This is a genomic window from Streptomyces sp. NPDC004266 (assembly GCF_042874095.1).
Lineage (GTDB): Bacteria > Actinomycetota > Actinomycetes > Streptomycetales > Streptomycetaceae > Streptomyces.
Genome location: NZ_JBIAMM010000008.1, coordinates 324,893 through 348,640, shown reverse-complemented (window position 1 = coordinate 348,640; position 23,748 = coordinate 324,893). Strand labels below are relative to the sequence as shown.

Annotated in this window: 20 protein-coding genes and 3 pseudogenes; 10 read left to right on the top strand and 13 right to left on the bottom strand. The window is 71.1% G+C overall.

Going from position 1 to position 23,748, the window contains the following annotated elements; all coding sequences use genetic code 11:
* Positions 1-5: 5 nt before the first annotated feature.
* Complete coding sequence (locus ACFYUZ_RS21555; protein WP_389311545.1) at positions 6-554, bottom strand: GNAT family N-acetyltransferase; 549 nt, start codon at positions 552-554, stop codon at positions 6-8.
* A gap of 9 nt (positions 555-563) precedes the next feature.
* Positions 564-983 carry a cupin domain-containing protein gene (locus ACFYUZ_RS21550; protein WP_389311543.1) on the bottom strand — a complete coding sequence of 140 codons (420 nt, stop codon included), beginning with the start codon at positions 981-983 and terminating at the stop codon, positions 564-566.
* Positions 984-1,216: 233 nt separating this feature from the next.
* Between ACFYUZ_RS21550 and ACFYUZ_RS21545 the strand changes: the two genes are divergently transcribed.
* Both ACFYUZ_RS21545 and ACFYUZ_RS21540 read left to right on the top strand, forming a co-directional pair.
* Complete coding sequence (locus ACFYUZ_RS21545) at positions 1,217-1,459, top strand: hypothetical protein (protein WP_389311541.1); 243 nt, start codon at positions 1,217-1,219, stop codon at positions 1,457-1,459.
* Between the two features lie 18 nt (positions 1,460-1,477).
* Positions 1,478-1,942, top strand: a complete 465-nt coding sequence (locus tag ACFYUZ_RS21540) for a hypothetical protein (protein ID WP_389311539.1) — start codon at positions 1,478-1,480, stop codon at positions 1,940-1,942.
* An 89-nt stretch (positions 1,943-2,031) separates the two neighbouring features.
* On the opposite strand, the gene ACFYUZ_RS21535 is transcribed toward ACFYUZ_RS21540, so the two are convergent.
* Positions 2,032-2,934, bottom strand: coding sequence for an NAD-dependent protein deacetylase (locus ACFYUZ_RS21535; RefSeq protein ID WP_389311537.1), 903 nt, complete (start codon positions 2,932-2,934; stop codon positions 2,032-2,034).
* Positions 2,935-3,090: 156 nt separating this feature from the next.
* Between ACFYUZ_RS21535 and ACFYUZ_RS21530 the strand changes: the two genes are divergently transcribed.
* Positions 3,091-3,729 (top strand): HAD-IA family hydrolase, encoded by a 639-nt coding sequence (locus tag ACFYUZ_RS21530; RefSeq protein WP_389311535.1) that lies wholly within the window; start codon positions 3,091-3,093, stop codon positions 3,727-3,729.
* Between the two features lie 48 nt (positions 3,730-3,777).
* Here ACFYUZ_RS21530 and ACFYUZ_RS21525 read toward each other — a convergent pair whose 3' ends face one another.
* The 7 genes from ACFYUZ_RS21525 to ACFYUZ_RS21495 form a co-directional block, all read right to left on the bottom strand.
* Entirely contained in the window at positions 3,778-4,818 is a 1,041-nt protein-coding gene (locus ACFYUZ_RS21525; protein WP_389311534.1) for a vWA domain-containing protein, read from the bottom strand.
* Between the two features lie 100 nt (positions 4,819-4,918).
* The gene (locus tag ACFYUZ_RS21520; RefSeq protein WP_389311532.1) at positions 4,919-5,773 is read right to left on the bottom strand and encodes an ABC transporter permease; all 855 of its coding nucleotides are present in this window, start codon (positions 5,771-5,773) and stop codon (positions 4,919-4,921) included.
* Positions 5,770-6,888, bottom strand: a complete 1,119-nt coding sequence (locus tag ACFYUZ_RS21515; protein WP_389311530.1) for an ATP-binding cassette domain-containing protein — start codon at positions 6,886-6,888, stop codon at positions 5,770-5,772. Before ACFYUZ_RS21515 ends, ACFYUZ_RS21520 begins: the two co-directional genes overlap by 4 nt.
* A gap of 141 nt (positions 6,889-7,029) precedes the next feature.
* The gene (locus ACFYUZ_RS21510) at positions 7,030-7,185 is read right to left on the bottom strand and encodes a VenA family class IV lanthipeptide (protein WP_389311528.1); all 156 of its coding nucleotides are present in this window, start codon (positions 7,183-7,185) and stop codon (positions 7,030-7,032) included.
* A 202-nt stretch (positions 7,186-7,387) separates the two neighbouring features.
* On the bottom strand, positions 7,388-10,087 hold the full coding sequence (gene lanL, locus ACFYUZ_RS21505) for a class IV lanthionine synthetase LanL (RefSeq protein WP_389311526.1): 2,700 nt from the start codon (positions 10,085-10,087) through the stop codon (positions 7,388-7,390).
* A 295-nt stretch (positions 10,088-10,382) separates the two neighbouring features.
* Positions 10,383-11,258 carry a DUF4436 family protein gene (locus tag ACFYUZ_RS21500; RefSeq protein ID WP_389311524.1) on the bottom strand — a complete coding sequence of 292 codons (876 nt, stop codon included), beginning with the start codon at positions 11,256-11,258 and terminating at the stop codon, positions 10,383-10,385.
* Positions 11,259-11,281: 23 nt separating this feature from the next.
* A complete protein-coding gene (locus ACFYUZ_RS21495) occupies positions 11,282-11,473 on the bottom strand; it encodes a hypothetical protein (RefSeq protein WP_389311523.1) in 192 nt (63 codons plus the stop codon).
* Positions 11,474-11,911: 438 nt separating this feature from the next.
* Here ACFYUZ_RS21495 and ACFYUZ_RS21490 point away from each other — a divergent pair, with 438 nt between their 5' ends.
* Complete coding sequence (locus ACFYUZ_RS21490) at positions 11,912-12,487, top strand: TetR/AcrR family transcriptional regulator (protein WP_389311521.1); 576 nt, start codon at positions 11,912-11,914, stop codon at positions 12,485-12,487.
* Between the two features lie 486 nt (positions 12,488-12,973).
* Here the strand turns inward: ACFYUZ_RS21490 and ACFYUZ_RS21485 are convergent.
* Positions 12,974-13,573 (bottom strand): annotated as a pseudogene (locus ACFYUZ_RS21485) (hypothetical protein); the annotation flags it as partial.
* Between the two features lie 196 nt (positions 13,574-13,769).
* Between ACFYUZ_RS21485 and ACFYUZ_RS21480 the strand changes: the two are divergent.
* The 3 genes from ACFYUZ_RS21480 to ACFYUZ_RS21470 all read left to right on the top strand — a co-directional run bounded on the left by ACFYUZ_RS21480 (position 13,770) and on the right by ACFYUZ_RS21470 (position 15,828).
* Positions 13,770-14,081, top strand: a complete 312-nt coding sequence (locus ACFYUZ_RS21480; RefSeq protein ID WP_389311520.1) for a hypothetical protein — start codon at positions 13,770-13,772, stop codon at positions 14,079-14,081.
* 167 nt (positions 14,082-14,248) lie between these two features.
* On the top strand, positions 14,249-15,187 hold the full coding sequence (locus tag ACFYUZ_RS21475; protein WP_389311518.1) for a MerR family transcriptional regulator: 939 nt from the start codon (positions 14,249-14,251) through the stop codon (positions 15,185-15,187).
* Between the two features lie 74 nt (positions 15,188-15,261).
* On the top strand, positions 15,262-15,828 hold the full coding sequence (locus tag ACFYUZ_RS21470) for a GNAT family N-acetyltransferase (RefSeq protein ID WP_389311516.1): 567 nt from the start codon (positions 15,262-15,264) through the stop codon (positions 15,826-15,828).
* A 35-nt stretch (positions 15,829-15,863) separates the two neighbouring features.
* On the opposite strand, the pseudogene ACFYUZ_RS21465 reads toward ACFYUZ_RS21470, so the two are convergent.
* Positions 15,864-16,163 (bottom strand): annotated as a pseudogene (locus tag ACFYUZ_RS21465) (transposase); the annotation flags it as partial.
* Between the two features lie 47 nt (positions 16,164-16,210).
* A pseudogene (locus ACFYUZ_RS21460) lies at positions 16,211-16,507 on the bottom strand (transposase); the annotation flags it as partial.
* Between the two features lie 266 nt (positions 16,508-16,773).
* Here ACFYUZ_RS21460 and ACFYUZ_RS21455 point away from each other — a divergent pair.
* The 3 genes from ACFYUZ_RS21455 to ACFYUZ_RS21445 all read left to right on the top strand — a co-directional run bounded on the left by ACFYUZ_RS21455 (position 16,774) and on the right by ACFYUZ_RS21445 (position 23,389).
* The gene (locus ACFYUZ_RS21455) at positions 16,774-21,510 is read left to right on the top strand and encodes a DUF6531 domain-containing protein (RefSeq protein WP_389311514.1); all 4,737 of its coding nucleotides are present in this window, start codon (positions 16,774-16,776) and stop codon (positions 21,508-21,510) included.
* Positions 21,511-21,519: 9 nt separating this feature from the next.
* Entirely contained in the window at positions 21,520-22,530 is a 1,011-nt protein-coding gene (locus tag ACFYUZ_RS21450; RefSeq protein WP_389311512.1) for a hypothetical protein, read from the top strand.
* A gap of 103 nt (positions 22,531-22,633) precedes the next feature.
* A complete protein-coding gene (locus tag ACFYUZ_RS21445) occupies positions 22,634-23,389 on the top strand; it encodes a hypothetical protein (RefSeq protein WP_389311511.1) in 756 nt (251 codons plus the stop codon).
* Positions 23,390-23,748 lie beyond the last annotated feature (359 nt).

The window sequence follows — 23,748 nt, the reverse complement described above, 5'->3', positions numbered from 1 at the left end:
CCGGCTCAGACCTCGGGAAGGGAGGGGTCGGGCGTCCACGGCCGGGGTGCGGTGACGGCCCAGCGCTCGTGGTCCCGCCAGTCGCCGTCGATGTAGAGATAGGCGGGTGACACCCCTTCGTAGTGGAAGCCCAGCCGCCGCACCAGGGCCAGGGACGCCTCGTTCGCCGGCTGGATGCAGGCCTCCAGCCGGTGGAGCCGCAGTTCGGTGAAGGCGTACCGAAGGGTGAGGGCGACCCCCTCGGTCATGTACCCGGACCCCGCGGACGGGGCGAAGGCCGCGTAGCCGAGGGAGGCCCCCTGGTAGCGGCCCCGGATGATCGAGTTGATGTTGACCGTGCCCGCGGCTTCGCCGGTCTCCCGGACACGGACCAGGAACCCCTGGTTGGTGCCGTCGTCGAAGCGGCGCATCCAGTCCTGGAACGCCTCGGCCGTCGCGGGCAGTTGCATCCACGGCTGGTGCAGCGCGGAGCTGGCCCGCACGAGCGTGCAGAACTCGTCCTGGTCGGATCGGGTGAGCGGGCGTAGTTCGACCCGTGGCGTCGTCGTGAGCATGGACCCACGTTAGGGGGTGTGCCCGGTGGGCTCCGTGAGGTGGTGGAGCTCGGCCACCGGGACCTTGATCGGTTCCTGGGTGGTGCGGGCGATCACGACGACCGCGGGCTCGTGCGGGTCCGGGTTCTCCTCGCGGTGGGGGACGAAGGGGGGAACGAGGAAGAAGTCGCCGGGTGCGCCGGAGAGGCGGACCTCGCCCGTGCCGTCGTGGAAGACGAAGACGGGATGGCCGCTGACCACGTAGATCCCCGCCTCCGAATCGCCGTGGTGGTGGTTGTCCGTCGAGCTGAGCGGAGGGTTCTCCACCAGCCCCATCCAGAGCCTCCTCGAACCGACCGTGCCGCCGCTGAGGGCGGCGTGGCCGTCGAGCCGGCCGGAACGGACGTGGTGGACGCGGTTGTTCGGCGGGGTGTCTCCCTGGGTCGTCATCGTGTGCTCCTCCGGGTTCCCGATGACCGTCGGTGGAGCCACAGCCTGCGCCCACAACATCCTTGGCGGCAAACGGAGTTGCCGTTACAGCAAGCGCCCGCGACGCCCGCGGAGACGGGGACGGGCCCCCGGCGGGCGCGACTGCCGCACGATTGCCGCTGCCGATTGCCGCCCCCGCGTGTCCGGCGTACCTACGCTCCTGACTCCCAACCACCGTGAGACAGGAGTACGTCATGGAGAGTCCGACGCGCAGGGCGGCCGCGGCCGGTGCCGCCGCGTTGCTGGCCGCGGGCCTGGTGGCCGTGGTCGGCGCGGAGAACGAGCCGGCGCCGGCCCGGTCCGACCGGATCACTACGGTGGCCCAGCTCAAGGAGAGCATCGGGGTCGCCGCCGAACTGGACCGGCGGGACGGGGCCGCCGAGATCGGCGGCAACACCGGCGGTCAGGCGACGCTCACCTCCCGCACCGCCTGCTGAGCCGGAGAGGTGACCACCGTGGGCGGAAACGAGCCGGCGCAGACATGGTGCCCCAGCGGCGAGGCGCACACCCCGGAGTCCGTCGTCCTGGGCGTACGGTCCGGGCGGGACGGGAGCGTGGTCTATCTGGCCGATCCGGTGCCGGCGTCCGAGGTGCTCGGCGATGTCCCCGCGGACATCGACCCGCGCCGCATCCTGCGCTTCGCCTCGCACTGCGTGAGCGACTGCGTGAACCGCCGGGGTGCCGACTGCACGCTGGTCGAGCGCGTCATGGCGCGGCCGGTCGCGCGTGAGGACGGCTCCGTCCCGCGGTGTCACCTGCGGCCCCGGTGCCAGTGGTGGACCCAGACCGGCGTCGCCGCGTGCCTGCGGTGCCCCGCGGTCGCGACCCGCCACCGCGTCGACGACACCCTGGCCGAGCTGGTGGCCGACCCGGCCACGACGCAGGAACAGCTCGACGCCTGGATCGCGGCGTCCGGCTGAGCCCCCTGTCGGCCGCGCGGAGGCCCCCGGCCATGCGGCCGGGGGCCTCCGCGCGGTCCCTCTCCACCGGCCGACGGGGCTCCGCCGTCTCAGCCGAGCTCCGCCGGATCGCCGGTGGGGATGCCGAGCCGTTCGGCGAGGCCGGTGAGGGCCGTCCCGAGGGGGAGGGCCACACGGGAGAGGGCGTGACGGTCGCCGCGGGTCGGGTCCCGGTTGATGATCAGCACGGGCTTCCCCGCCTGGGCCGCCTGGCGGACGAACCGGAGGCCCGACATCACCGTGAGCGAGGAGCCGAGCACCAGCAGCGAGGCCGCCTCGTCGACCAGCCCGCGGCAGTGCTCGACCCGCCGGGGCGGGACGGACTCCCCGAAGAACACCACGTCGGGCTTGAGGACGCCGCCGCAGTGCGCGCAGGGCACCACCTGGAAGTCGCCGACCTGCTCGTCGGTCAGATCGGCGTCGCCGTCCGGATTGATCCCGGCGGCCACCGGCCGGAACCCGGCATTGGCCTCCTCCAGCCGCCGCGCGAGCTCGCGGCGCGGGCTGTACGTCCCGCAGGAGAGGCAGACGACCCGGGCCAGACTGCCGTGGAGCTCCACGACCCCTCCGCTGCCGGCGGCCTGGTGCAGACCGTCGACGTTCTGGGTGATCACACCCGACAGCAGACCGTGGCGTGCGAAGGCGGCGACGGCCCGGTGCCCGGCGTTGGGCAGCGCGCGGCCGAAGGTGCGCCAGCCGAGATGGCTGCGCGCCCAGTACCGGCGCCGGGCCTGGGCGCTGCCGGTGAAGTCCTGGTAGGTCATCGGGGTGTGCCGACTGAGGCTTCCGCCCTGCCCCCGGTAGTCGGGGATGCCGGACTCGGTGGAGATCCCCGCGCCGCTGAGCACGAGCACCCCGCCGGTGTCCAGCGCGTCGACGACCGGCCCCAGGTCCGTCGTACCCGGCGGCAGGTCCTCGTCGGGGGTCCAGCTCAGAGTGGGACGCATGCGCATGCCGCCAGGGTACGAAACGACCCCCTGATCCGCGCTCCCACCGCCCGGCCGCGGATTGCGACAGGGGTGTCACAGGCCCCGGAGACCGCTTGACCGTGACCCGGAGCGCGAGACGACAGTGTCTCCTTCTGTCTGTGACGAAGAGGGGGAGTGCGCGTGTCCGTGCGCTGCGTGATTCTCGACATCGGGGGCGTGCTGGAGATCACGCCGGAGACGGGATGGGTGCGACGGTGGGAAGAGCGGCTGGGACTGCCGCCCGGCGGTGTGGGCGAGCGGATGCGGGACGTGTGGCTGGCCGGCGGTGTCGGGGCCGTCTCCGAGCGGGACGTGCGCCGGGAGGTGGCGGCACGCCTGGGCCTCGACGGTCCGCGCGTCGAGGCTTTCATGGCCGATCTCTGGACGGAGTACCTGGGGACCCCGAACGACGAGCTCATCGAGCATGTGCGAGGACTGCGCGGGAAGTGCCGGCTGGGCATCCTGAGCAACAGCTTCGTCGGTGCCCGTGAGCGGGAGACGGAGCTCTACCACTTCGACGAACTGGTGGATCGGATCGTCTACTCGCACGAGATCGGCATCGAGAAGCCCGACCCGCGCGCCTTCGAGGCCGCCCGCGCCGCCTTGGAGGCGCGCCCGGAGGACTGCCTGTTCATCGACGACGTCGCGGTCAACGTCGAGGCGGCCCGGGCGGTCGGCATGCGGGCACACCTGTTCGAGAACAACGCCCGGACCGTCACCCGCATCGCCGCCCACCTCGACGCCGGCTCCCTCGCCGGAGGAGGCGCTCCGCTCGGATGACGGCGTCGGCGCCCGGCCGGTCCCCCGGACCGGCCGGGCCGCGACCCGTCAGTTCATGAGCAGGAGCCGCGTGCGGGAGACGAGCTTCCGGTTGACGCTGGTGCTCTGCACGAAGATGGTGAAGTCGTCGTTGTGGTCGGGCTTGACCCGCGTCTCCACGTCCGGCAGACCGAGCAGGGCCCGGGCCTGCGGCCCCGTGTACACCCGGTCCGTCTTCTTCTCCAGCACCGCGATCTGCTTCCGCGCCTGGATCTTCTCCGTCTTGCTCAGCTGGTAGAACGCGCAGCCCGTGCGGTACGTGTGCCCGGACTCGACGACCCACTCCCGGATCCCCGCGTCACGGGCCACCGGAATCAGCCGGTACTCCGACGGGTTCACCGGCGTGAGGCCGGCCGCCTCGATGGTCTCCTTGTTGACCGCCTCCGCGCCCGTGGAGAACACCGCCCGCGAACCGCGGATGCCCTTGGTGCGCCCCACCATGAACTTCTCGGTGGCCTCGCGGATGACCTGCCCGGCCTCCTCCAGGCCCTGGGTGCTGGTGGCGTCCCAGATGGCGATGTTCTCCTTGGGGAAGCCACAGTTCATGGCCTCCCGCTTGCCCATCTGGTCCGGCACGAGGACGGCGAGGGTCCAGTTGTCCTCCTGGCCCGCGATCATCTCCGCCATGGCGTCGACCAGTTCGCGCGCGGTGCCGGCCGGGGCGTCGGGGCAGCGGTGGCTGGCGTTCTCCTGGCCGTCCGTCAGGACGAACGTCAGGAAGCTGTGGTCGCCGTACAGCTGGGCGGTCTGCGCCAGCTCCCGCTGCGACTTCAGCGCGGCGGCCAGCAGCGCGGTCATGCCGCCGGCCCGGTACAGCTGCTTCAGCGAGGGCATCCGCAGCACGTCCTTGTCGTAGATGACGCACTCCACCTTGTCGGCGAAGACGTACACCGTGACGCGGGTCTCCTGGTCCAGCTCCCTCGACCGGCGGGCGAGGTAGGCGATCTGCTGGTCCGCCACCTCCACGACCTTGCCGCTCAGGTGCGACATCGACGAACTGGCGTCCAGCACAAGGGCGACGTGATTGATGTAGTTCTGGGTTCCGGACAAGACAGCTTCCCCCTCTTTCCGACTGGATGCTCCTACCGTCTCACCCACCACTGACAATCGGTCCCGGCTCCCGAGCGGGGCGCGGAGCCCATCCTTCCGGTCACTCGGGACGGTTGAAGCGATGCGTCGCCCACAGCAGGGCGAGGACGCCGCCGGCCAGGAGCAGGGCGGCTTCGAGGGGCAGGGGCGGCTGCCGGCCGGCCCACTCGATCCCCGCGACGGCCGCCTGGTCCGGGACCCGCAGGGCGATGACGCGGCGGAGGAGGTCCACCGCGTACGCCAGGGGATTGACGTCGGACAGCGCCCGGGCCCAGGCGGGCAGCGCGGTGAGGGGGAAGAAGCCGCCGGAGAGGAACAGCAGCGGCATCATCACCAGGCCCAGCAGGGTGTGGAACGTCTCGGCCCTCCGCAGGCTCACGGCCAGGGCCAGGGCCAGGGCGGTGACGGTGAAGGAGGCCAGGACCATCCCGCCGAGCAGCAGCACCAGGAGGACCGGGTCGTAGGGCAGGCCCGCCACACCGGCCAGGCTCAGCAGGACGGCGCCCTGAACGGCGGCGGTCAGGGTGCCGCCGGCGCAGCTTCCCAGGAGCAGGGTGGAGCGGCGGACCGGGGCCATCAGGAGCTCTCGCAGATAGCCGCTCTCCCGGTCGGTGATCAGACGGATGCCGACCATGATGGCCGGCGTCTGCACCGTCATCATCAGCATGCCGGGGAAGAGGTAGGCCTGGTAGCCGACGCCCAGGGAGGACTGGGGGATGAGGGCGGCCAGCCCGCCTCCGAGGATGAGGAGGTAGAGCGCGGGGTGCAGCAGCATCAGCGCCGTGTGGGTGCGCTGGCCGGCGAGGCGCAGCAGATCGCGGTGGACCAGGGCGTGGACGGCCCGCAGTTCGCGCCGCAGCCGGGTGGTCCGCTCGCCGCCGGCCGCCTCCGAGGACTCCCAGGTGAGGGCGCTCATCGGTCACCGCCCGACTTCGCCGCGGCCGTGGTGGCGCGGGGGGCGGGCCGGGCGGCTGCCCGGCCGGGCTGCGGGGCGTCGAGGCTGCGGCCGGTGTGGTGGAAGAAGACGTCGTCGAGCGTCGGCGGGGTCGCGGAGGCGGCGTTCACCGCGATGCCGCGCGCCTCCAGCGCCGCGCACAGACGGGGGATCCAGGCGCTGCCGCCCGGCACCCGCAGGGAGACGCCGCCCGCGTCGACGGTGACGGCCCGGCCGGGCGGCAGCAGGTGGCGTACGACCTGTCGCGCCCCCGCGTCGTCGCCGGTGCGGAGCACGACCAGGTCGTCCCCGATCGCGGCCTTGAGCGCGTCGGGCGCGCCCTGCGCCACCAGCCGGCCGTGGTCGATGATGGCGAGGCGGTCGCAGTTCTCCGCCTCCTCCAGGTAGTGCGTGGTGACGAAGAGGGTGCTGCCGTGCCGCTCGCGCAGCGTGCGCAGGTGCTCCCAGACCTGGGCGCGGGCATGGGGGTCGAGCCCGGTGGTCGGCTCGTCGAGGAACAGCACGCTGGGGGCGTGCAGCAGCTGGCGGGCGATCTCCAGGCGCCGCCGCATGCCGCCGGACAGGGTGCGCACGGGGGAGCGGCGCCGGTCGGTCAGGTCGGCCGTCTCGAGGACCTCGGCGGTGCGCCGACGGGCGTCGCGGCGGGACAGGCCGTAGAGGCGTGCGTGGATGTGGAGGTTCTGTTCGGCCGTCAGGTCCGGGTCCACGGCGCTGTGCTGGAAGAGCATCCCGACCCTTCGTCGTACCGCGTGGGGCTGGGCGAGGACGTCGACGCCGGCCACCGTGGCACGACCGGCCGTGGGGCGGGCCAGCGCGCACAGCATGGCGATGGTGGTGGACTTGCCCGCCCCGTTGGGGCCGAGGAACGCGAAGGTCTCGCCTCGCTCCACGTCCAGGTCCAGGCCGCTCACGGCATGGGTGGTCGTGCCCTCCGGTCCGGGGTAGCTCTTGACCAGACCACGCGTGCTGATGGCGTACGCGGACTCGGGAAGGTCTTCTGGGGCGGGCGGGCTCGCCGGGGCGGCCGTCCTGAGGGCCGCGGGGGCGAGCTCGTCGTCGCCGGCGTGTCGCTGCATGGGTCTGGTCCTCGTCTGGGGGTTCGCCGGGTCGGCGGCCCCCGGCGTGACCGGCCACGCTTCGGGGGCATGCTGCTGTTCCGGTCGTGATTCCGGCCGGCGGCTGCCCGGGACAGCCGCCGGCCGGATGGGGTGTCTGTCCTAGGCGCAGCTGATGCCGATGCAGACGGTGTTGAGGAGGGTCAGCAGACCGACGCACTCACACGTCTCGGCGTACGGCAGTCCGTCGACGCCGACGGGCTCGGTCTCCGGAAGGGCGTGGAGGCGGGCCAGCAGTTCGAGGTCCTGGTTCTCCATGGTTTTCTCCTTCTCTGAGGTGGCGGCAGCACTTCTCTGCCGCTCGACCCGGCATCCGGATCGTCCGGCGCCGGGAGTCTGTGGGGAATGTCCGCAGGGGAAGGGCCGGGACGACGGCGGACGCGTCGATCCCGTTCGCGGGACGGCTCGTGGTTCGCGGGGGAGGGGCGGGACCGCTGCGTCGGGCTCCCGTCCCTGCCGCTCAGTCCCGCCGGTCGACCATCCAGTGCCGAGGGCCGCCGTGACGGGCCCTCAGGAGGAAGGCGAGGATTCCGGAGGAGCCGTCGCTCCAGCTGGAGGAGACCTCCCCGTACTCGTTCGGGAAGACCACGTGTCCCTGGCGCCGGGTGCTCTCGGCCAGGAGGAGGCCCGCCAGTTCCTCGGCCATGTCCCGGTGGGCGGGGTCTCCCGTGGCGTCGGCCAGGTCGAGGAGGAAGTCGCCGTTGCCCGCCAGGCCGTGGCACTGGGCGAGCGGGGCACGGGAGGCACGTTCCGCGACGGCGTGGGCGCTGCCGCGGGCGAGGTCGCCGAACCTGTCGTCCCCGGTGGCCTGCCACAGCCGGACGAGGAAGGTGCCGATGCCTCCCGCGCCGTGGCACCAGTAGGGGGCCGTGGGCACGTCACCGGACTGGGCGGGCCACTGCGCCGCTTCGCCGATGCGCACGGCGTCGGCCACGAGGCCCTCCCCGACCTCCAGGGCCGTCGCCCTGTGGTCGGGCTGCCGGGAGAGGTCCGCGGCGGCGAGGAGGAAGCAGCCGATGCCGGCCGCCCCGTGGGCGAAGCCCAGATAGCGTTTGCCGCCCTCGGGGGAATCGGCTTCCGCGGGGACCGCCCAGCCCACCCCGGACGGCTCGCGCCGGGCGGCGGCGGTCAGCCGGTCGGCCGCCTCGACCGCCAGGTCGGCGAAGCGCGCGTCCCCGGTGTGGCGCCACAGGTGGAGGGCGGCGAGTCCGCTGCCCGCCGTGCCGTGGGTGACGTCGTGATGCGGCGTCGCCTGCGGGGGTGCCAGCGCCAGGTCCAGCGCGTGCTCGACGAGCCGTCGGTCGTCGACGGCGCGGCCGGCGTCGTACAGCGCCCACGCGGTGCCACGGCCGCCGAAGTGCAGGCCGGGGCGCGGGGAGCGGAGGTCGGTGCGGTCCGCGATCCAGCGGCCCGCGGTGGAGAGCAGCCCGGGCAGGCGTGGGTCGCCGGTGAGCTCGAAGCACCGCGTCAGCACGGCCAGGACCCCGGCCGCCCCTTGCTGGACGGTGCACGGGTCGCTCTCCCCGGACAGCGTCGACACGGGCCACAGCCGGTCGTCCGCCGGAGTCATCGAGTCGACGAGGTGATCCACGAGCCCGGCCACCACCTCGTCCGCCGTCCAGGTTTCGGGCACCGGGCCGACGACGGCGGAAGGGCCTGTCCTCCGCACGGCGGCCCCGTCCGCGCTCCCCGGCCGCGCCGCCGGGTCCGCCTTCCGCAGCGACTCCCGGGCCCTGGACGGGTCCCACCGCTCGGCCGGATCGTCCCTCATCAGCCCGAGGATCATGTCCACCACGCCGTCCGGAAGCCGCAGCGGCCGGGTGCAGGCCGTGAGCCATGCGGCGAACCGCTCTTCGGCCGGTCTGTCGGCGGGCTCCTCGGGCAGCAGGTTCGGGACCTTCCCGGCCAGGACGAAACACGCGGTGGCGCCGAGACTGTAGTAGTCGGCCGTCGGACGGACGGGCGCGTCGGCCAGGCGCTCGGGAGCGCTGAAACCGGGCGTTCCCACGCGGGTCGGCAGGGCGGCCTCGTCCTCCAGGACCGCGAGCTCCAGGTCGATGAGGCGCAGCTCGCCGTCCGGGCGGACCATGACGTTCCCCGGGGTGAAGTCCCGCAGGACCAGTCCGCGGGCGTGTGCCGCCGCCACCAGGTCCACCAGGCGAGCGACCTGCGCCAGCGCGTCGGCGCGGTACCGCTCGCCCCCCACGTCGCGGAAGTGCTCGGCCACCCAGGTGCGCAGGGTCACGCCCGGCACCTCCTCCTGGGCCAGGAACAGGTGTCCGGCGTGCTCGAACAGCGCCACCGCTTCCGGAGCCAGCCCCGTGCCCTTGAGCTTCTCCAGCGTCCGCGCCTCGGCGCGCAGCCAGTCCCGGACGTCGCCGCCGGAGGCGTCGCCCTCCACGTGGGGCCGGGCCTCCTTGATCACCACGCCGGCGCCCGTACGGGCGTCGCTGCCCCGGTAGACACCGCCCTTGTTCGTCTGCCGGATCGCCTCCCGCACCGTGAAGCGGCCGCCGAGCACCACCGGACGGCTCGCCTCCTCCCCGCCGTGCGGCGCCACCGGCACCGAGGCGGGGAACGGACAGACGGCCCAGGGCGGCGGTGCGTACCGGCCGGTGCGCTTGTCCTCCACGGGGTTGCCGTCGGGGTCCTCGATGAACCACACCAGCAGGCCGTCGTCCGACAGCCGCCGCCGGCCGACGAAGGCCCCGTAGCGGTAATGCACCAGACTGCGCGCGGCGTAGGGCTGGTCGGACAGGATCCGGGGGCCGGCCAGCCCCGCCGTCGCCGCGTGCAGGTCCCGGGCGAGCGCGGCCGCCTCGGCGTCGGAGCGCGGATAGACGGTCATGAACTTGCCCGAGCTGCCGCGCGGCGTCGCCCTGGAGTTCAACGCGCTGACCTGCTCCAGCGACCGGGCGAACTTGAAGCCCGACTTCTCCCGCAGCAGCACGCCCAGGGCCCTGGTGAGGACCTCGGGCGCGGAGGCGGCCGTGGCCGACACGTGCAGCTTCCATCCCTGCTCGCGCCGCGTCGCGGTCACGGGCGCGACCCGGCACCACATCTCGTCCGCCTCGACCGCCCAGCGCGCACCCGTACCCGTGGCGTGCAGCGCCCGGCGGAGCAGGTCTTCCAGTTCGACATCGGTAGCGTGGCTCGTCATTGCGTGTCCCTCTCAACGGTGAGAACCGCTGACGGGAAGGTGCCCGATGACATAAACAGACCAACACGCACCCACCTGGATTCACTTCATCCAGCGAGCGCACGGCGTGGTACCGCCAGGAGGGGGGCGCGCGCTCCGGCGCAGAAGAAAGCGCCGGGGCGTACGAAGCCACGCCGGGCAGCCGGAGCCGGCCGAGCGCACCGGGGCGCCCCTGCGGGTGTGACCGACCTTCCAGCCCCGGCCGGCCAGGACATCGCGGAACGCCCCCTCGACCGCCCGGCCAGGTCGGGCCGGATCAGGGTGCGGCCGGGTCCGTGGCACGCTGCTCGACCCTGAGGGCCATGACGACGACCGTGACGAGACAGAGCACGATGACCGTCTCGGCCCAGAAGAACGCGAGGTAGTCGAGCAGGCTTCCGATCGGAGGCGTTCCCGGCGCCGTGTTGCGGAAGGCGGCCAGGGCGAAGAGGGTGGCGGCCATCCAGCCGAGGGCCGGCCAGGTCATGCCGTGGCGGCGCGTGAGGAGGAACCACGCGCCGATCAGGACGGAGACGGCGAGCGCCCACATGGCCACCATCATGAAGGCGGCGAAGACGAGGACGCTGTTGGACCGGGAGAGGTCCACGCCGAAGGCGGCGACGTCCTCGTCCCCGGAGGCGTCCATCACGGCCGAGAAGAGGGCGTCGTTGTTGGACAGCTCGATGCGGACGGGCACCCTCTCACCTCCCGCCGTGGCGCCGAACTCGATGTCCGCGGCATAGGCGTCGAACGGATAGTCGGTGATCAGGCCGCCGGTGAGGTAGACGGGCAGGTCCCGGCTGGAGATGCGGCTGTGGGCCTTGAACGCCAGGTCGCCGCCGGTGGACGCCGACGTCTGCAGGACGAGGTCCTGACGGGGGGACACCCCTCCGGCCTCGGCGAGCTCTCCCCGCGGGACGACCGTCACGCGCAGGACGAGTTCCCGGCCGGCGGCGTCGACGTGCTGGACGGTGGCTCTGACGTCCACGCGGTCGGGAGCCGAACTTCCGGTCGAGTGCACCGTGTCCAGGGTCTGACGTTCGTCGAACTGCAGCCACCCGCCCACGGTGACGGCCGCCACCACGGCGAAGAGGACCAGTCCGGGGGCGAGCAGCTTCGTGCGCAGGGGGATCGGGGGTCGGGTCTCGGACACGGTGACTCCGATGTCTCGTGCCGTCAGGCGGCGGGCTTGCCGGACTGGTCGTGGGGGGAGCAGGGGATGCCTCCGCCGCCGGTGGTCCTGCCCGAGCCCTTCGCGGCACCGGCCGGGCCGGTGCCCGAGGGACCGCAGGCGGCGGAGCCGACGACGACCGCGCCGATCCCGGCGAAGGAACGCGGAGCGGGGCGTCGGGAAGGAAGGAAGGTCACGTGGGACTCCGATCGTGGGCTGGCGGGACGGAGGCGGGGCCGCGGCGGGAGAGGGAGGAGCGCAGGGGCGCGTGCGCGCGTCCTGCGGAAAGGGTGCCTGTTCCGCACCGCGAACGCGGGGAGCCGCAGCAGGCGGCACGGCTTCGTGTCAGGCACGGTGTCACTGACTGAAAGTGCGGTCGTATGCGCGATGCGGAGCGCACCACCCCGTGAACGGCCCTTCCACGTGCGGAGCGCGGACCGGAAGGAGACCGTGATCGCGCGCCTGGTCGGGGCGGCCCCGGAGGGTGGTCCCGTCACGATCGCTCCGGCACCCGCACCGCCGCGCGGGGCGAACCTCGGACCCGGGAAGGGGAGGCCGGGCGGGCGCGGTGTCGCCGGTCGCCCGGCCCGGCGCCGGGCCGGGCGCGCGAAAGGGCCCGGGGTAGAGTTCGGGGCATGGCGACCCGCAGTGATCAGATCCTGGAAGCGGCTGCGCGGGTGATCGCCCGACGCGGCATCCGTGGGCTGCGCGTGGAGGAGCTCGCGGGAGAGGCGGGGGTCTCCACGGCCCTCATCTACTACTACTTCAAGGACCGCGCGGGGATCCTGCGCAGCACCCTGGAGTTCATCAACGACCGCGCGGAGCGCTACACCGCGGAACGGGATCCGGACGCGCCGCCCCGGAGCCCCCGGGAGGAGCTGGAGGAGACGCTCCTCCTGGAGCTCCAGGACACCGTCGAGGTGCGGGAGAACAGCGCGGCCTGGGGCGAGCTCCGGGCCAGTGCCGTCTTCGACGAGCTGCTGCGCGAGGACCTGGCCCGGGCCACCCTGACCTGGACCCAGGAGGTCGCCGCCCTGCTCGGGCAGGTGCAGCCCATGGCGAGCGCGGCCGCGCTCGCCTCGGCGGGAGAGCGGCTCACCGCTCTTCTGGAAGGGCTCAGCATGCGCTGGCTCGGCGGCGGGATCCGGATCGAGCACGCGCGCGCCCTGCTGCGAGGCGCGATCGACGCGGAGCTGGCCGGACTTCGCTGAACTCGTGCAGACGCCGCATCGACCGCCTCGGCACGGGCGGCGGCGGCATCCACCGCGTCACCCGGCGGCAGCCCGTGAGACGAGGGAGCGGGTCCGGGGGCGTAGCCTGCCCCCGGACCCTGTCGGTGCCGCTCACATCGCACGCCGGCACGCTTGAGGACCAGGGTCATTCGTCATTGCGTCGCGTCCTGCCTTTGGACCACCGCCGATCGAGCTCGGCGGACCAGATTCGAACCGGCATTTCGACGCACCAGGGCCCGGGCCCGGTCGATCCGGCGATGAGCGGCGCATGCTGAGTCTGGAGCAATGGTCTGAGATTGACCGCGGTCTGCGTCTGCCCGGTTGGGCCGTCCCGGCGGGAAGTGCCGGGGGGAGGACTGGAACCTCCACTGGAACCGCGGATGTCACGACAAGGCTCAGCTTCAGCTTTGCGCTCCTCGCGCACCCCGGCCGTGTTCCGCGGCCGGGGAGTCCATGGTGTCCCCGCTACCCGAAGAGGTAGCCGAAGACGGCGTCGCCGACCCGCTGGTCGGTGACCTCGGCGCTGTTCGCCTGCTCGCGGGCGAACTTCACCGCCTGCTGGAGCTTCTCCACCCGCTCCAGGAGTTCGTTGACCCGGCGCGCGGGCAGTGCGCCCGAGAACTTCACCGTGGTCCGGTAACCGACCGCCACGTCCTCGTAGGAGACCTCGACCTGGGCCGGGTGCTTGTCCGTCGCCTCCGCCTTGACGTGGTTGCGCGGCACCTTCCTCGTCCGGACCGTGCGCACGACCTCGGTCTTCCGCGCGTCCGTCGACGGGTCCTGCGTCCACGGCTCCGCCGCGTCCAGCACCGGAAGCTTGCGGACGAAGGTGTTGACGTCCGTCAGCTGCTTCTCCGGGAACAGCAGGTACGCCACGGGCACCTGGCCCACGAGCACGCGCCCGTCGACCGTGACGTCCGCACGTGCCTCGCAGTTCGCCCAGTCCTTGGTGGCCGTCACGTCGAAGAGACGGGTCAGCGCCCGCGCGGTGTCGCGCAGCACGTCCTCGGCCTTCACCTGCACCAGGGTCGACTCGGGCGGCAGCTGCTCGCCCTCCCCGTCCTTCCCCGGGACTTGACGTCCTTCTCCACGGCGATGATCTGGTTCGGAAACGTTCGGGAATCGCGTGATTCGCTTCAGGCTGGACCCAGGTTCTGTCGTCCTATGGCACGCCCGTCAAGAGTGAGGCGAGGGCGACGGCTGCTTCGTAGGGTTCGGCGGCTTTGCCGTATCGGGTGGCGCTGCCGCGACACTGCTTCAGGTGGTTGAAGCACCGTTCCGCGACCTTGTGGTGCTTGGAGACCGCGCGGTCGAAGGCCGGCGGCCGACCTCCGCGGCTGCCGCGCCGGGCGCGGATCGCGTTCGAGCCGGAGCCCTTGTGGCCCAGGACGTGATCGGGTCGGATGCGGGGGCGCCCGGGTCCGATGCGGGCCACCGGATCGCTTCCCTCACGGTGGTGAACCGGGTGCAGTCGTTGGTGTTGCCGCGCGTCGGCGCGGTCCACGGCGTCTTCACAGGGCTGTGTTCCGTTCCGCCGCCGGGACCGCTGGAGGTGCGAGGAGGCATCACCTGATCTCCACTGCAGGACCACTTCGTGGCTCAGGGACTCGGTCGCCCCACGCAGTGGCTCCCGGCCCGCGTTGGCGGGGAATCGTCAAGACTTGTGGATGAGGAGTGGTTGGCTGCTGGCAGGCATAAGGGGCTTGAGTCTCCAGTAGGGGGAGACGCAAAGGTGGGGGCATGGACGGCGACACGCTTTACTCGATCGGCGAGCTCGCTCGGCGGACCGGTCTCACGGTCAAGACCATTCGGTTCTACTCCGATCGCGGAATCGTGGCGCCGACGGACCGCAGCCCGGCCGGCTACCGCCTCTACAGCATCGACGCCGTCGCACGCCTGGACCTCGTGCGGACCCTGCGCGAGCTGGGACTGGACCTTCCCACGATCCGCAAGGTCGTGGACCGCGAAGTCTCGCTTCGCGAGGTCGCCGCGGCGCACGCCGAAGCACTGGCAGTGCAGATCCGCGTCCTGCGCCTGCGGCGCGCGGTGCTGACGGCGGTGGCCGAGCGCGGGTCCACACCTGAGGAGACGGAACTCATGCACCGGCTGGCCCAGCTTTCCGAGGACGAACGCAGACGGCTGATCGGCGATTTCCTCGACGCCGTCTTCGGCGGTCTTGACACCGCCCCCGCATTCGCGGGGGTCATGCGCTCGATGACCCCCGAGTTGCCTGACAACCCGGAGGCAGAGCAGGTCCAGGCGTGGGTGGAGTTGGCCGAAATGTCCCTGGACCCGGGTTTCCGCGCATTCGTGCGGCGGATGGCCGAGGACCAGGCAGCCGAGCAGACCCGAAGCGACATGACGGTCCCGCGCCGCGACATCGCCGCAGCCGTCCGTGACCAGGCCGGCCCGGCCCTGACCGCAGGTATCGACCCGGCCTCACCCCAGGCCGATCCGATCGTCGCGGAGTTCACGGCGCACTACGCGCACCTCCTCGGCCGCCCCGACGACGTCGAACTTCGCCGCCGGCTGGCGACTCGGTTGGAGAGCGTGAACGATCCCCGCAGGGAGCGATACCTCCAGCTGCTCGCAGTGGTCAACGGCTGGCCGGCCCCGGAGAGTCTGACGCCGGTGTTCGACTGGTCCGTACAGGCTCTGCGCGTCCGGACACAGCAATGACGGGGCGGTCGCAAGGCGGCATGGGCCGGACGCGGCCGGCGTCGGGTGAAAACGCCGCCGCATATGATCGGTTGGTGAATGCCCCGGTCGTACTTCAGGTGGCCGCGTCGCCGGTCTCTCCCGCTCTCGTTCTTCGCCCCTGGCTCATGGAGGACGTTGCCGCATTGGTCGAGTTGAGCCGGGATCCCGCACTGCGCCAGTGGGCGAGCTCTGTCGTCGACAACGATGCCGACGGGACGCGCTGGGTGCAGGCCCAGCAGCAGGGCTGGGTATCAGGGGGCCGGTTCGGCTTCGCCGTCCTTGAGGCACAACCCGGTTCAGTTTGCGAACAGTTGGTGGGCAACGTGGTCCTCAAGGAAGTCATCTCCGGCAAACCGGCGGCCGAGGTGGGCTACTGGACCGCGGCGCACGCTCGCGGGCGGGGAGTGGCCTCCCGCGCTCTGGAAGCGCTCACCAGCTGGGCCTTCGACACCTTCAAGGGTGACGGGCTGGAGCGTCTTGAACTCCTGCACCAGGTGGACAACCTGGCATCGTGCCGGGTTGCGCAGAAGAGCCGGTACGACTTCGACAGCGTCCTGCCCGCGGCACCGCCCTCCTTCCCCCGCGATGGCCACCTGCACATACGGCGCACGAGTGCCTGAGATCCTCCCGGCTTCTGCGGATCGGCTGAGGCTGCTCACGCCGCGAGGGTCTCGGGGCGTTCGACGAGGTGGCCGCGTTCGAAGCGGGCCCCGGCACGGACCAGAGCGACGAGGTGGGGTGCGTTCACGGCCCGCCAGCGGGCCTGGGCTGACTCGACCAGCATGAAGACCATGGCCAGCCCGGCGGCCCGGCTGCCGGCACCCTTCGTCACCTTGGTCCGCAGCCGCACGGTGGCGAACGTCGACTCGATGGGATTCGTGGTCCGCAGATGAATCCAGTGCTCGGCGGGGAAGTCGTAGAACGCCAGCAGCTCGTCCTCGTCGTCCGTGATCTTCTCAGCGGTCTCAAAGAGCCCTCACGATCGACCGGCGAGTCTCGACATCAGCACGACAGCAGGACACGTTTCCGGAGAAGGTCGAAGCCGGCGCGGCCGAACATCTGGTGCTTGAGCATCTTGATCCGGTTGACGTGGCCTTCGACGACTCCGGAGTTCCACGGCAGGGGGAGGCCGGCGACGACGGCACCGCGGTCGCGGTCGATGCCCGCGGCGAGGGCGTGGAGGCTGGGCAGGTCGTCCTGCCGGACGGCGTCGAACCACTCTGGCAGACGCTCGCCCTGGCGCTCGGTGAGCATGACGGCGAAAGAGCGGACGTGGCGGGTCAGAGCGTCGAGTTCTGGCAGAGCGACAGGATGGGACACGCTCTCGCGGCGGCATGCCGCGAACGGACTTGTCGCATCGCATTCACAATGTATGTAACGGCTCCACACCGCAGTGGCCGAGAACGTGGCGTCGACGGTGGTGGCCTGCCGTGATGGGATTACGCGGCAGGGCGACGAGCTGTTACGTCCGCCCGGCTGGTTTGCGACTGCGGATCACCCGTCAGTCGACCAGCGTGATAGGACTGTTCGAGCTGTTCGATCTATGTCTACGGGGGATGCGAGTCGTGGCTGTCACGGTGCCGGACTGGGCGGACACGCTGCTGGACCTGGTGGGGGTGAACTGGCCCAACGTCGACGAGGACGCGTACCGCGACATGGCGGACGCGCTGCGGGAGTTCGCGGACGATCTCGCCGACGACGGCCAGCTCGCCAACAACCACATGGAGCGTCTGCTGTCGTCGGGGCACGGCGAGGCGATGGACGCGCTGGGCGAGCACTGGACCAAGGTCAAGGGCAAGCACCTGAAGGACATGGTCTCCGCCGCCCGGACGATCGCCGACGCACTCGACATGGCGGCGGGCGCGATCGAGGTCATGAAGGGCAAGGCACTCGTCGAGCTGGGGGTGCTGGCCGGCCAGACCGGCCTGGCCATGGCGTTGATCCCGGTGACCGGCGGTCTGTCCGCGCTGCTCGGCGCCGGAGCGATCGCCTTCACGAAGAAGCAGTTGCTGAAGTTGATCACGCAGGCGATGGAGGAGGCGGTCGGTCACGTCGTCTCGGTGATGACCGAGCCGGTCGTGGCCGCGCTGGAGAACATGGCGGCGGACCTGGTCGTCCAGGTGAGCATGGACGCGCTGGGCGTCCAGAACGGCGTGGACCTCGACCGGACGAAGCAGGCCGGCAAGGACGGCTTCGACGAGGGGGTGCAGGGCGCCAAGGAGGGCCTGAACCTCGCCTCCGCCGGAGGCGGAGGCGGCAGTGGTGGCAAGGGCAAGGGCTTCCACATCGAGCACGACGAGCACGAGCAGGCCGGGACCAGACTGAACGGGGTGAGTCTCGGCATCCACGGCAAGACCGCCGGGAAGCTGACCAAGGCCAAGGGGCACCAGCGCCGCAACAGGGGTCGGGACGACATCGCCGACGCCCTCGACCCGGTCATCGAGAAGGCCATGGGCGCCCTGGCGAAGTCCGCCAAGACCATGGGCGACCACATCGGCGAGACCCTGCCGAAGGCCGTCAAGCAGATCTCCAAGGACCACAAGAGCAACGACGACGCGATTCGTGACCGCATCGCCCGCCAGCGCAAGGGCGACCACGACAGCGACAGCGGCGGGGGCGCCTCCCGGACGCCGCACCGCAAAAAGCCCGGCGACAGCGCTCGGACGAGGCCGAACGGGCTGCGCGAAGTCCGTGACGACCCGCGTCGTCACTCCATCCCGCTGGACCGCAAGACGTGCAAGTCCGACCCCGTCGACATCGCGACAGGAGAGATGACCCTGCCGCAGGTCGACCTCTCCCTGCCCGGCGTGCTCCCCCTCGTCGTGGACCGTACACACCTGTCGGCGTACCGCTACGGCCACTGGTTCGGCCGCAGCTGGTCCTCGCTGTTCGACGAGCGTCTGGAAGCCGACCCTGTGGGGCCGGGTGTCGTCTGGGCCCGCAGCGACGGATCGTGCCTCGTCTACCCCCGGCTCCCGCAGCCCGGCGACGACCGGGTCTGGCCCACCGAAGGACCGCGGATCGCCCTCGCCCACGGCGGCGTGTACGAGGACGTGACCACCTACACCCTGTCCGAGCCCGGAGGAGTCACCCGCTCGTTCACCGGGAGTCCCTACCGCACCTCCCCGGCCTACTGGCTCACCGAGCTCAGGGACCGCCACGACAACACCATCGCCTTCGCCCGCCGCCCGGACGGCGCGCCTTCCATGGTGTCCCACAGCGGCGGCTACAGGGTCCAGGTGGACGTGGCCGACGAGCGGATCACCACCCTGCGTCTGCACACCCCGCAGGGAGCCGTCACCGTCATGTCGTACGGATACGACGCGGACGGCAACCTCGATGCCGTCACCAACTCCTCCGGCACGGCGACGCGCTTCGCCTACGACCCCAGTGGCCGCATCACCTCATGGACCGACCGCAACCGGTCCACCTATCTGTACGTCTACGACACCGCCGGCCGCGTGGTCCAGACCGTGGGACCCGACGGCTTCCTGTCCTCCTCCTTCTCCTACGACAGCGAAGCGGGCATCACCCGCTACACCGACTCCACTGGCGCCACAAGCGTCTTCCACCTCAACCACCTCCTCCAGGTCGTCGCCGAGACCGACCCCCTGGGCAACACGATCAGCCAGATCTGGGACCGCTACGACCGGCTCCAGAGCCGCACCGACAGCCAGGGCCGCACCGTCACCTACACCTGGGACGAGGACGGCAACCCCACATCCGTACGCGAGCCGGACGGTTCCCTCTCCACCACGCAGTACGACCATCGGGGCCTGCCCACCGTCGTGACCGCCGCCGACGGAAGCGTGTGGCATCGCACCTACGACGACCACGGCAACAACGTCTCCCTGACCACGCCGGACGGGGCCACCACCCTCTACGCGTACGACCCGAACGGCGCCCTCGCCGCGGTCACCGACCCGCTGGGCATGCGGCAGACCTACCGCTCAGACGAGGCCGGCATGGTGCTGGCCCACACCGACGCCCAGGGCAGGACGACCACCCTGGTCCGCGACGCGTTCGGGCGGCCCGTCTCGGTCACGGACGCCGACGGCGCCACCACCACGTGCACGTGGACCGTCGAAGGACACCTCGCCTCACACACCCGTCCCGACGGCGCCACCCAGCGGTGGACCTACGACGGGGAGGGCAACTGCCTCACCGAGACCGACGCCAACGACGGCATCACCCGGTACGAGTACACCCACTTCGACCAGCCGGCCTCCCGCACCACTCCCGACGGCGCCCGCTACGACTTCCGTTACGACACCGAATTGCGTCTCACCGAGGTGCGCAACACCGCCGGGCTGACCTGGAGTTACGCGTACGACGCCGTGGGGCGCCTGGTCTCCGAGACCGACTTCGACGGCCGCACCCTGCGTTACTCCTACGACCCCGCGGGCCGCGCGCACAGCCGCACCAACCCGCTGGGACAGACCGTCACCACCCACCTGGACGACGCCGGCCGCGTCATCGCCCGCGACGTCGACGGTGTCGTCACCACCTACGCCTACGACCGGTCCGGCCGCCTCACCGAGGCACGATCCGCCGATTCCTTCCTCGCGCTGGAGTGGGATGCCATGGGCCGGACCGTGGCCGAGACCATCGACCGGCGCACCAGCCGGTACGGCTACGACGGGCTCTCGCGCCGGACCCTGCGGGTCACTCCCGGCGGATCCATCACCCGCCTCACGCACGACGAGGCGGGCAACCGCACCCACATGTCCCTCGACGGCCACGGCATCGCCTTCTCGTACGACGCCACCGGCCGCGAGGTGACCCGCTCTTTCGGCAGCCCCGAGCAACCCGTAGTCCTCGGCACCGCCTACGACGCGGTGGGCCGGATCAGGGAACACCGCCTCACCGCTCTGGACCGGACCCTCAGCCACCGCCTCTACGCCTACCGCGCCGACGACCGACTGGAGACCGTCACCGACGGGCTGACCGGCAATCGCAGGCATTACGAACTCGACCCGACGGGACGGCCCCTGCGCGTCGAGGCCCACGGCTGGACCGAGACCTACGCCTACGACAGCGAGGGCAACCAGACCTCCTCCCAGTGGCCCGACAAGGCCCCGCACCCCGAGTCCCGCGGCCGGCGTGCGTACGACGGCAACCGACTGCAATCCGCCGGCGCCCTGCACTACACCTACGATGCGGCCGGCCGCATCGTCGAACGGCGCAAGAAGCGAATATCCCGCAAGCCCGACGTCTGGTGCTACGAGTGGGACGCGGCCGACCGGCTGACCGCCTGCACCACACCCGACGGCACCCGGTGGACCTACCGCTACGACCCTCTCGGCCGCCGTATCGCCAAGCGACGGCACGCCGACGACGGCACCGTCGTTTCCGAGACCCTCTTCAGCTGGGACGGCAGCCGGCTGGCGGAACAGACCGACTCCTCCACCGGCACCACCTTGACCTGGGAGTACGACGGCCACCGCCCGATCGCCCAGGCCGAGCGCCGCACGGCACAGAACCCCGGCGGTGACCAGGAATCCGTCGACGCCCGCTTCTTCGCGATCGTCACCGACCTCGTCGGCACACCCACGGAACTCGTCGACCACACGGGCGCCACCGCCTGGCACAGCCGCGCCACGCAGTGGGGCGCCACCGCCTGGAACCGGGACGCCACCGCGCACACGCCGCTGCGCTTCCCCGGCCAGTACGCCGACCCCGAGACCGGCCTGCACTACAACTTCTTCCGTCACTACGACCCCGAGGCCGGCCGCTACGTAAGTCCCGATCCCCTCGGCCTGGACCCCGCCCCCAACCCCGCCGGCTACGTCACCAACCCCACCACCGAGGCTGATCCGCTCGGGCTTGCGCCCTGCATGCAGGGGCTGGAGGACATGGCGCACAAGATCTCCCAGGTCCTGCCCCCGCGCGGACAGAAGCACCAGACTGTCGCGATCATCGCCACCCGCCACGACGGCAAGGACGTTCTCGTCGTCGCCGGGACCAGCAAGAGCAAGCTGTCACCGGCTCAGCGGAAACTGGCTCAGGAGATGGGTCTGTATCCACTCCCGAACGATCAGTACCTGCCGCCGACACCGCCGAACGTCCCGGGCGGGCATGCGGAGCAGAACATCCTGCATTACCTCAGTCGCCTGCACAACAAGGGCTCGGACGACTGGCTGCCCACCCACGGCGCGGCCCACCGCAGCGTCTGCCCGGACTTCTGCGCCCCTATCATCCGTATCGAAGGCATGCTCGCGGGCCCGACCTACGGCGATGACAATCCCACCCATCGGCGGCAGTTCTACTGGCCCAGCCGCTACACCCCGGACACGAACTAGGACCCGCACATGAACTACCCCCGCGTACCCGCACGGCTGCTTGCCGGTGAGGCAGTCCCCGGTGTCGTCGAGGCTTTCGGGAACCTGGACGGCTTGCTGCTGCGCGACGGAGCACACTGGCTCGTGACCCGGCACGGGGGCACGATCACCATCGGCAAGGTGGACGTCGATCCGTCCCGAGTGTTCTCCGACCGTGCAATGTGGACCGACCCGAATCCCGACGCGTCCGGCACGTACTGCTCGCCTCTGCCCGGCGGCGCCATGGCCATCAGCGGCCGGGAGGCCGTCACCGTCTACGAACCCGACGGGACCGTCCGTTGGGAACACCGTCACCGGGAATGGCAGCATTCGCCCGAGGCCACCGGTGCGTGCGCACCCGACCCGGCCGGCCGTGTCCTCCTGACGACCATGGCCGGCCCGCTGGGAGCCGACGGTCTCTCCACGGGCGACATCTGCCGCGCACTGGACCTGGCCACCGGAGAGGTGCTCAGCGAGCACCTCCTACCGTCCCGCGCCGCAGCGTACGAGTTCCAGGGGCTTCCCGACGCGCGCCCCGAGGTTCTGCTCACCGCTTCCATGGGGCAGGACGGCACCCTGTGCTTTTGGGTCACCTTCGAGGACGGCGAGCTCGACGTCCGGACGACGGGCACCGTCACGGAAGCCTGCGTCGGAGTCGGCCCGGACGGGGCGCTGGTCATCCAGGACATCGGCGGCGGATACCTCACCCGTACTCAGGACGGCACCGACGACGTCCTGCTGGAGGCGGGCGACATCCTGCCCGAGGGATGGGTGTTCGTCGGCTACACCCCGGGCTTCGTCGACGACAAGCGGATCCTGGTTGTGGCGGCCGAGGAACAATGGGCGGAGGAGGGCACCCACTTCCTCCTCGACGCCCGCACGCTCCGCCCCCTCGCCGAACTCGACTACCCGCAGCCGCCAGGGGTCACTGCCGTGCCGCTCGGCGACGGTACCTGGCTCACTCACGACGAAGAGACAGTTCAGCGCTGGGCCATCGCCTGATCTGGTTTGGTCCAGCGGCCGGTTCACCCGATCGTCGTGCCATTCCTGACATCGATGCTATTGATCAGAAACTCATGGGGTTCTCGTCCAGGACGTAGCGGACGTGCAGGCCGCCGAAGTAGCCGCGGACGATGTGCGGCTGACGCTTGCGTCGGCGGAAGAAGCGGCTGGTCTCCGTGGCGAGTTCGGCCTGATCGCGGGCTCGGTGCTGCTTGGGCAGGCTGTGTTTGAGGTCGGCGTTGACCAGTTCGTCGGGGTTCAGTTGAACGCGTTCAACGAGTCTGGCAAGGTATCTCTCCACGGCCCACCCGTACCGGTTGGCCGATACGGGCTGAGGGTGGGGGTCCTGGTGGCGGGCAGAAGCAGGCTGCGTGCGTGGGGGGCGGCCCTCGGTGGCTTGATGGTGGTTCTGGCTGCCCTGACGGCATGTGCCGGCCCCTATCAGTACTACGAGGGAACAGGGATCCACGACACTACGGCGGCCGAAGTCGCCGGCGGCTGGGAAAACGTCGAGGGGACCCGCGTGGTGCTCCGCAAAGACGGAACGGCTCTTCTGGAAAAGCTCGACGGGCAGGATTTCGACTTCGAGGACGGATGGCGCCTCTCCGGTACGGGAACCTGGCAACTGGCCGACGACGATGGCGGACAGGTCGTCCGACTCACACTGACAGCCCGGACCCGACTGGAGAGCCGTTCCCCCGTGACGGCCACTGATGCCTCGACTACCGAACCCCCATCGACATACTCGTGGTCCTTCTACGTGGACCGCGATCAGCACGACGAGTTGAAGCTGTTCTTCTTCTACGGCGATCCCGACATCGGGAACACATACGTGATGACGCGTGAGGCAGATTCATAGCCATTCGTTGATCGCTGCGACCAGCACAGTCGCCTCGTAGCGGACCGTGAGCTTGTCGTAACTCGTGGCGACCGTGCGATTGAGTTTCGTTGCCACGTCGCCGACCTTGGGGCGGGGGTCTCGGTTCGGTCGAACGGTTTTTGCGGTCACGGAGCCGTCCGGCGGCCGGACGAACCTGACGCGAACCCGTGGCCCGTGTTCAGGAGTTGACCGCAGGAGGGGTTGACGGGGGTTCGCCGCCTCCATAACTTCACACCTTGATATAAGCCTTGCCGCCCTGCGGTGCGCGCGGCGGTCCGGGTCGCCCGGACCGCCGCGGCGCCGTGGCGCCCCCACCGAAAGGCATGTCAGGTGCATTA

What these genes read in the sequence shown, in the direction of transcription:
- ACFYUZ_RS21475 (WP_389311518.1), top strand. Translation starts at nt 14,249, where the DNA reads ATGGACGGCGACACGCTTTACTCGATCGGCGAGCTCGCTCGGCGGACC.
- ACFYUZ_RS21510 (WP_389311528.1), bottom strand. Translation starts at nt 7,185, where the DNA reads ATGGAGAACCAGGACCTCGAACTGCTGGCCCGCCTCCACGCCCTTCCG.
- ACFYUZ_RS21545 (WP_389311541.1), top strand. Translation starts at nt 1,217, where the DNA reads ATGGAGAGTCCGACGCGCAGGGCGGCCGCGGCCGGTGCCGCCGCGTTG.
- ACFYUZ_RS21555 (WP_389311545.1), bottom strand. Translation starts at nt 554, where the DNA reads ATGCTCACGACGACGCCACGGGTCGAACTACGCCCGCTCACCCGATCC.
- lanL (WP_389311526.1), bottom strand. Translation starts at nt 10,087, where the DNA reads ATGACGAGCCACGCTACCGATGTCGAACTGGAAGACCTGCTCCGCCGG.
- ACFYUZ_RS21490 (WP_389311521.1), top strand. Translation starts at nt 11,912, where the DNA reads ATGGCGACCCGCAGTGATCAGATCCTGGAAGCGGCTGCGCGGGTGATC.
- ACFYUZ_RS21515 (WP_389311530.1), bottom strand. Translation starts at nt 6,888, where the DNA reads ATGCAGCGACACGCCGGCGACGACGAGCTCGCCCCCGCGGCCCTCAGG.
- ACFYUZ_RS21535 (WP_389311537.1), bottom strand. Translation starts at nt 2,934, where the DNA reads ATGCGCATGCGTCCCACTCTGAGCTGGACCCCCGACGAGGACCTGCCG.
- ACFYUZ_RS21550 (WP_389311543.1), bottom strand. Translation starts at nt 983, where the DNA reads ATGACGACCCAGGGAGACACCCCGCCGAACAACCGCGTCCACCACGTC.
- ACFYUZ_RS21520 (WP_389311532.1), bottom strand. Translation starts at nt 5,773, where the DNA reads ATGAGCGCCCTCACCTGGGAGTCCTCGGAGGCGGCCGGCGGCGAGCGG.
- ACFYUZ_RS21450 (WP_389311512.1), top strand. Translation starts at nt 21,520, where the DNA reads ATGAACTACCCCCGCGTACCCGCACGGCTGCTTGCCGGTGAGGCAGTC.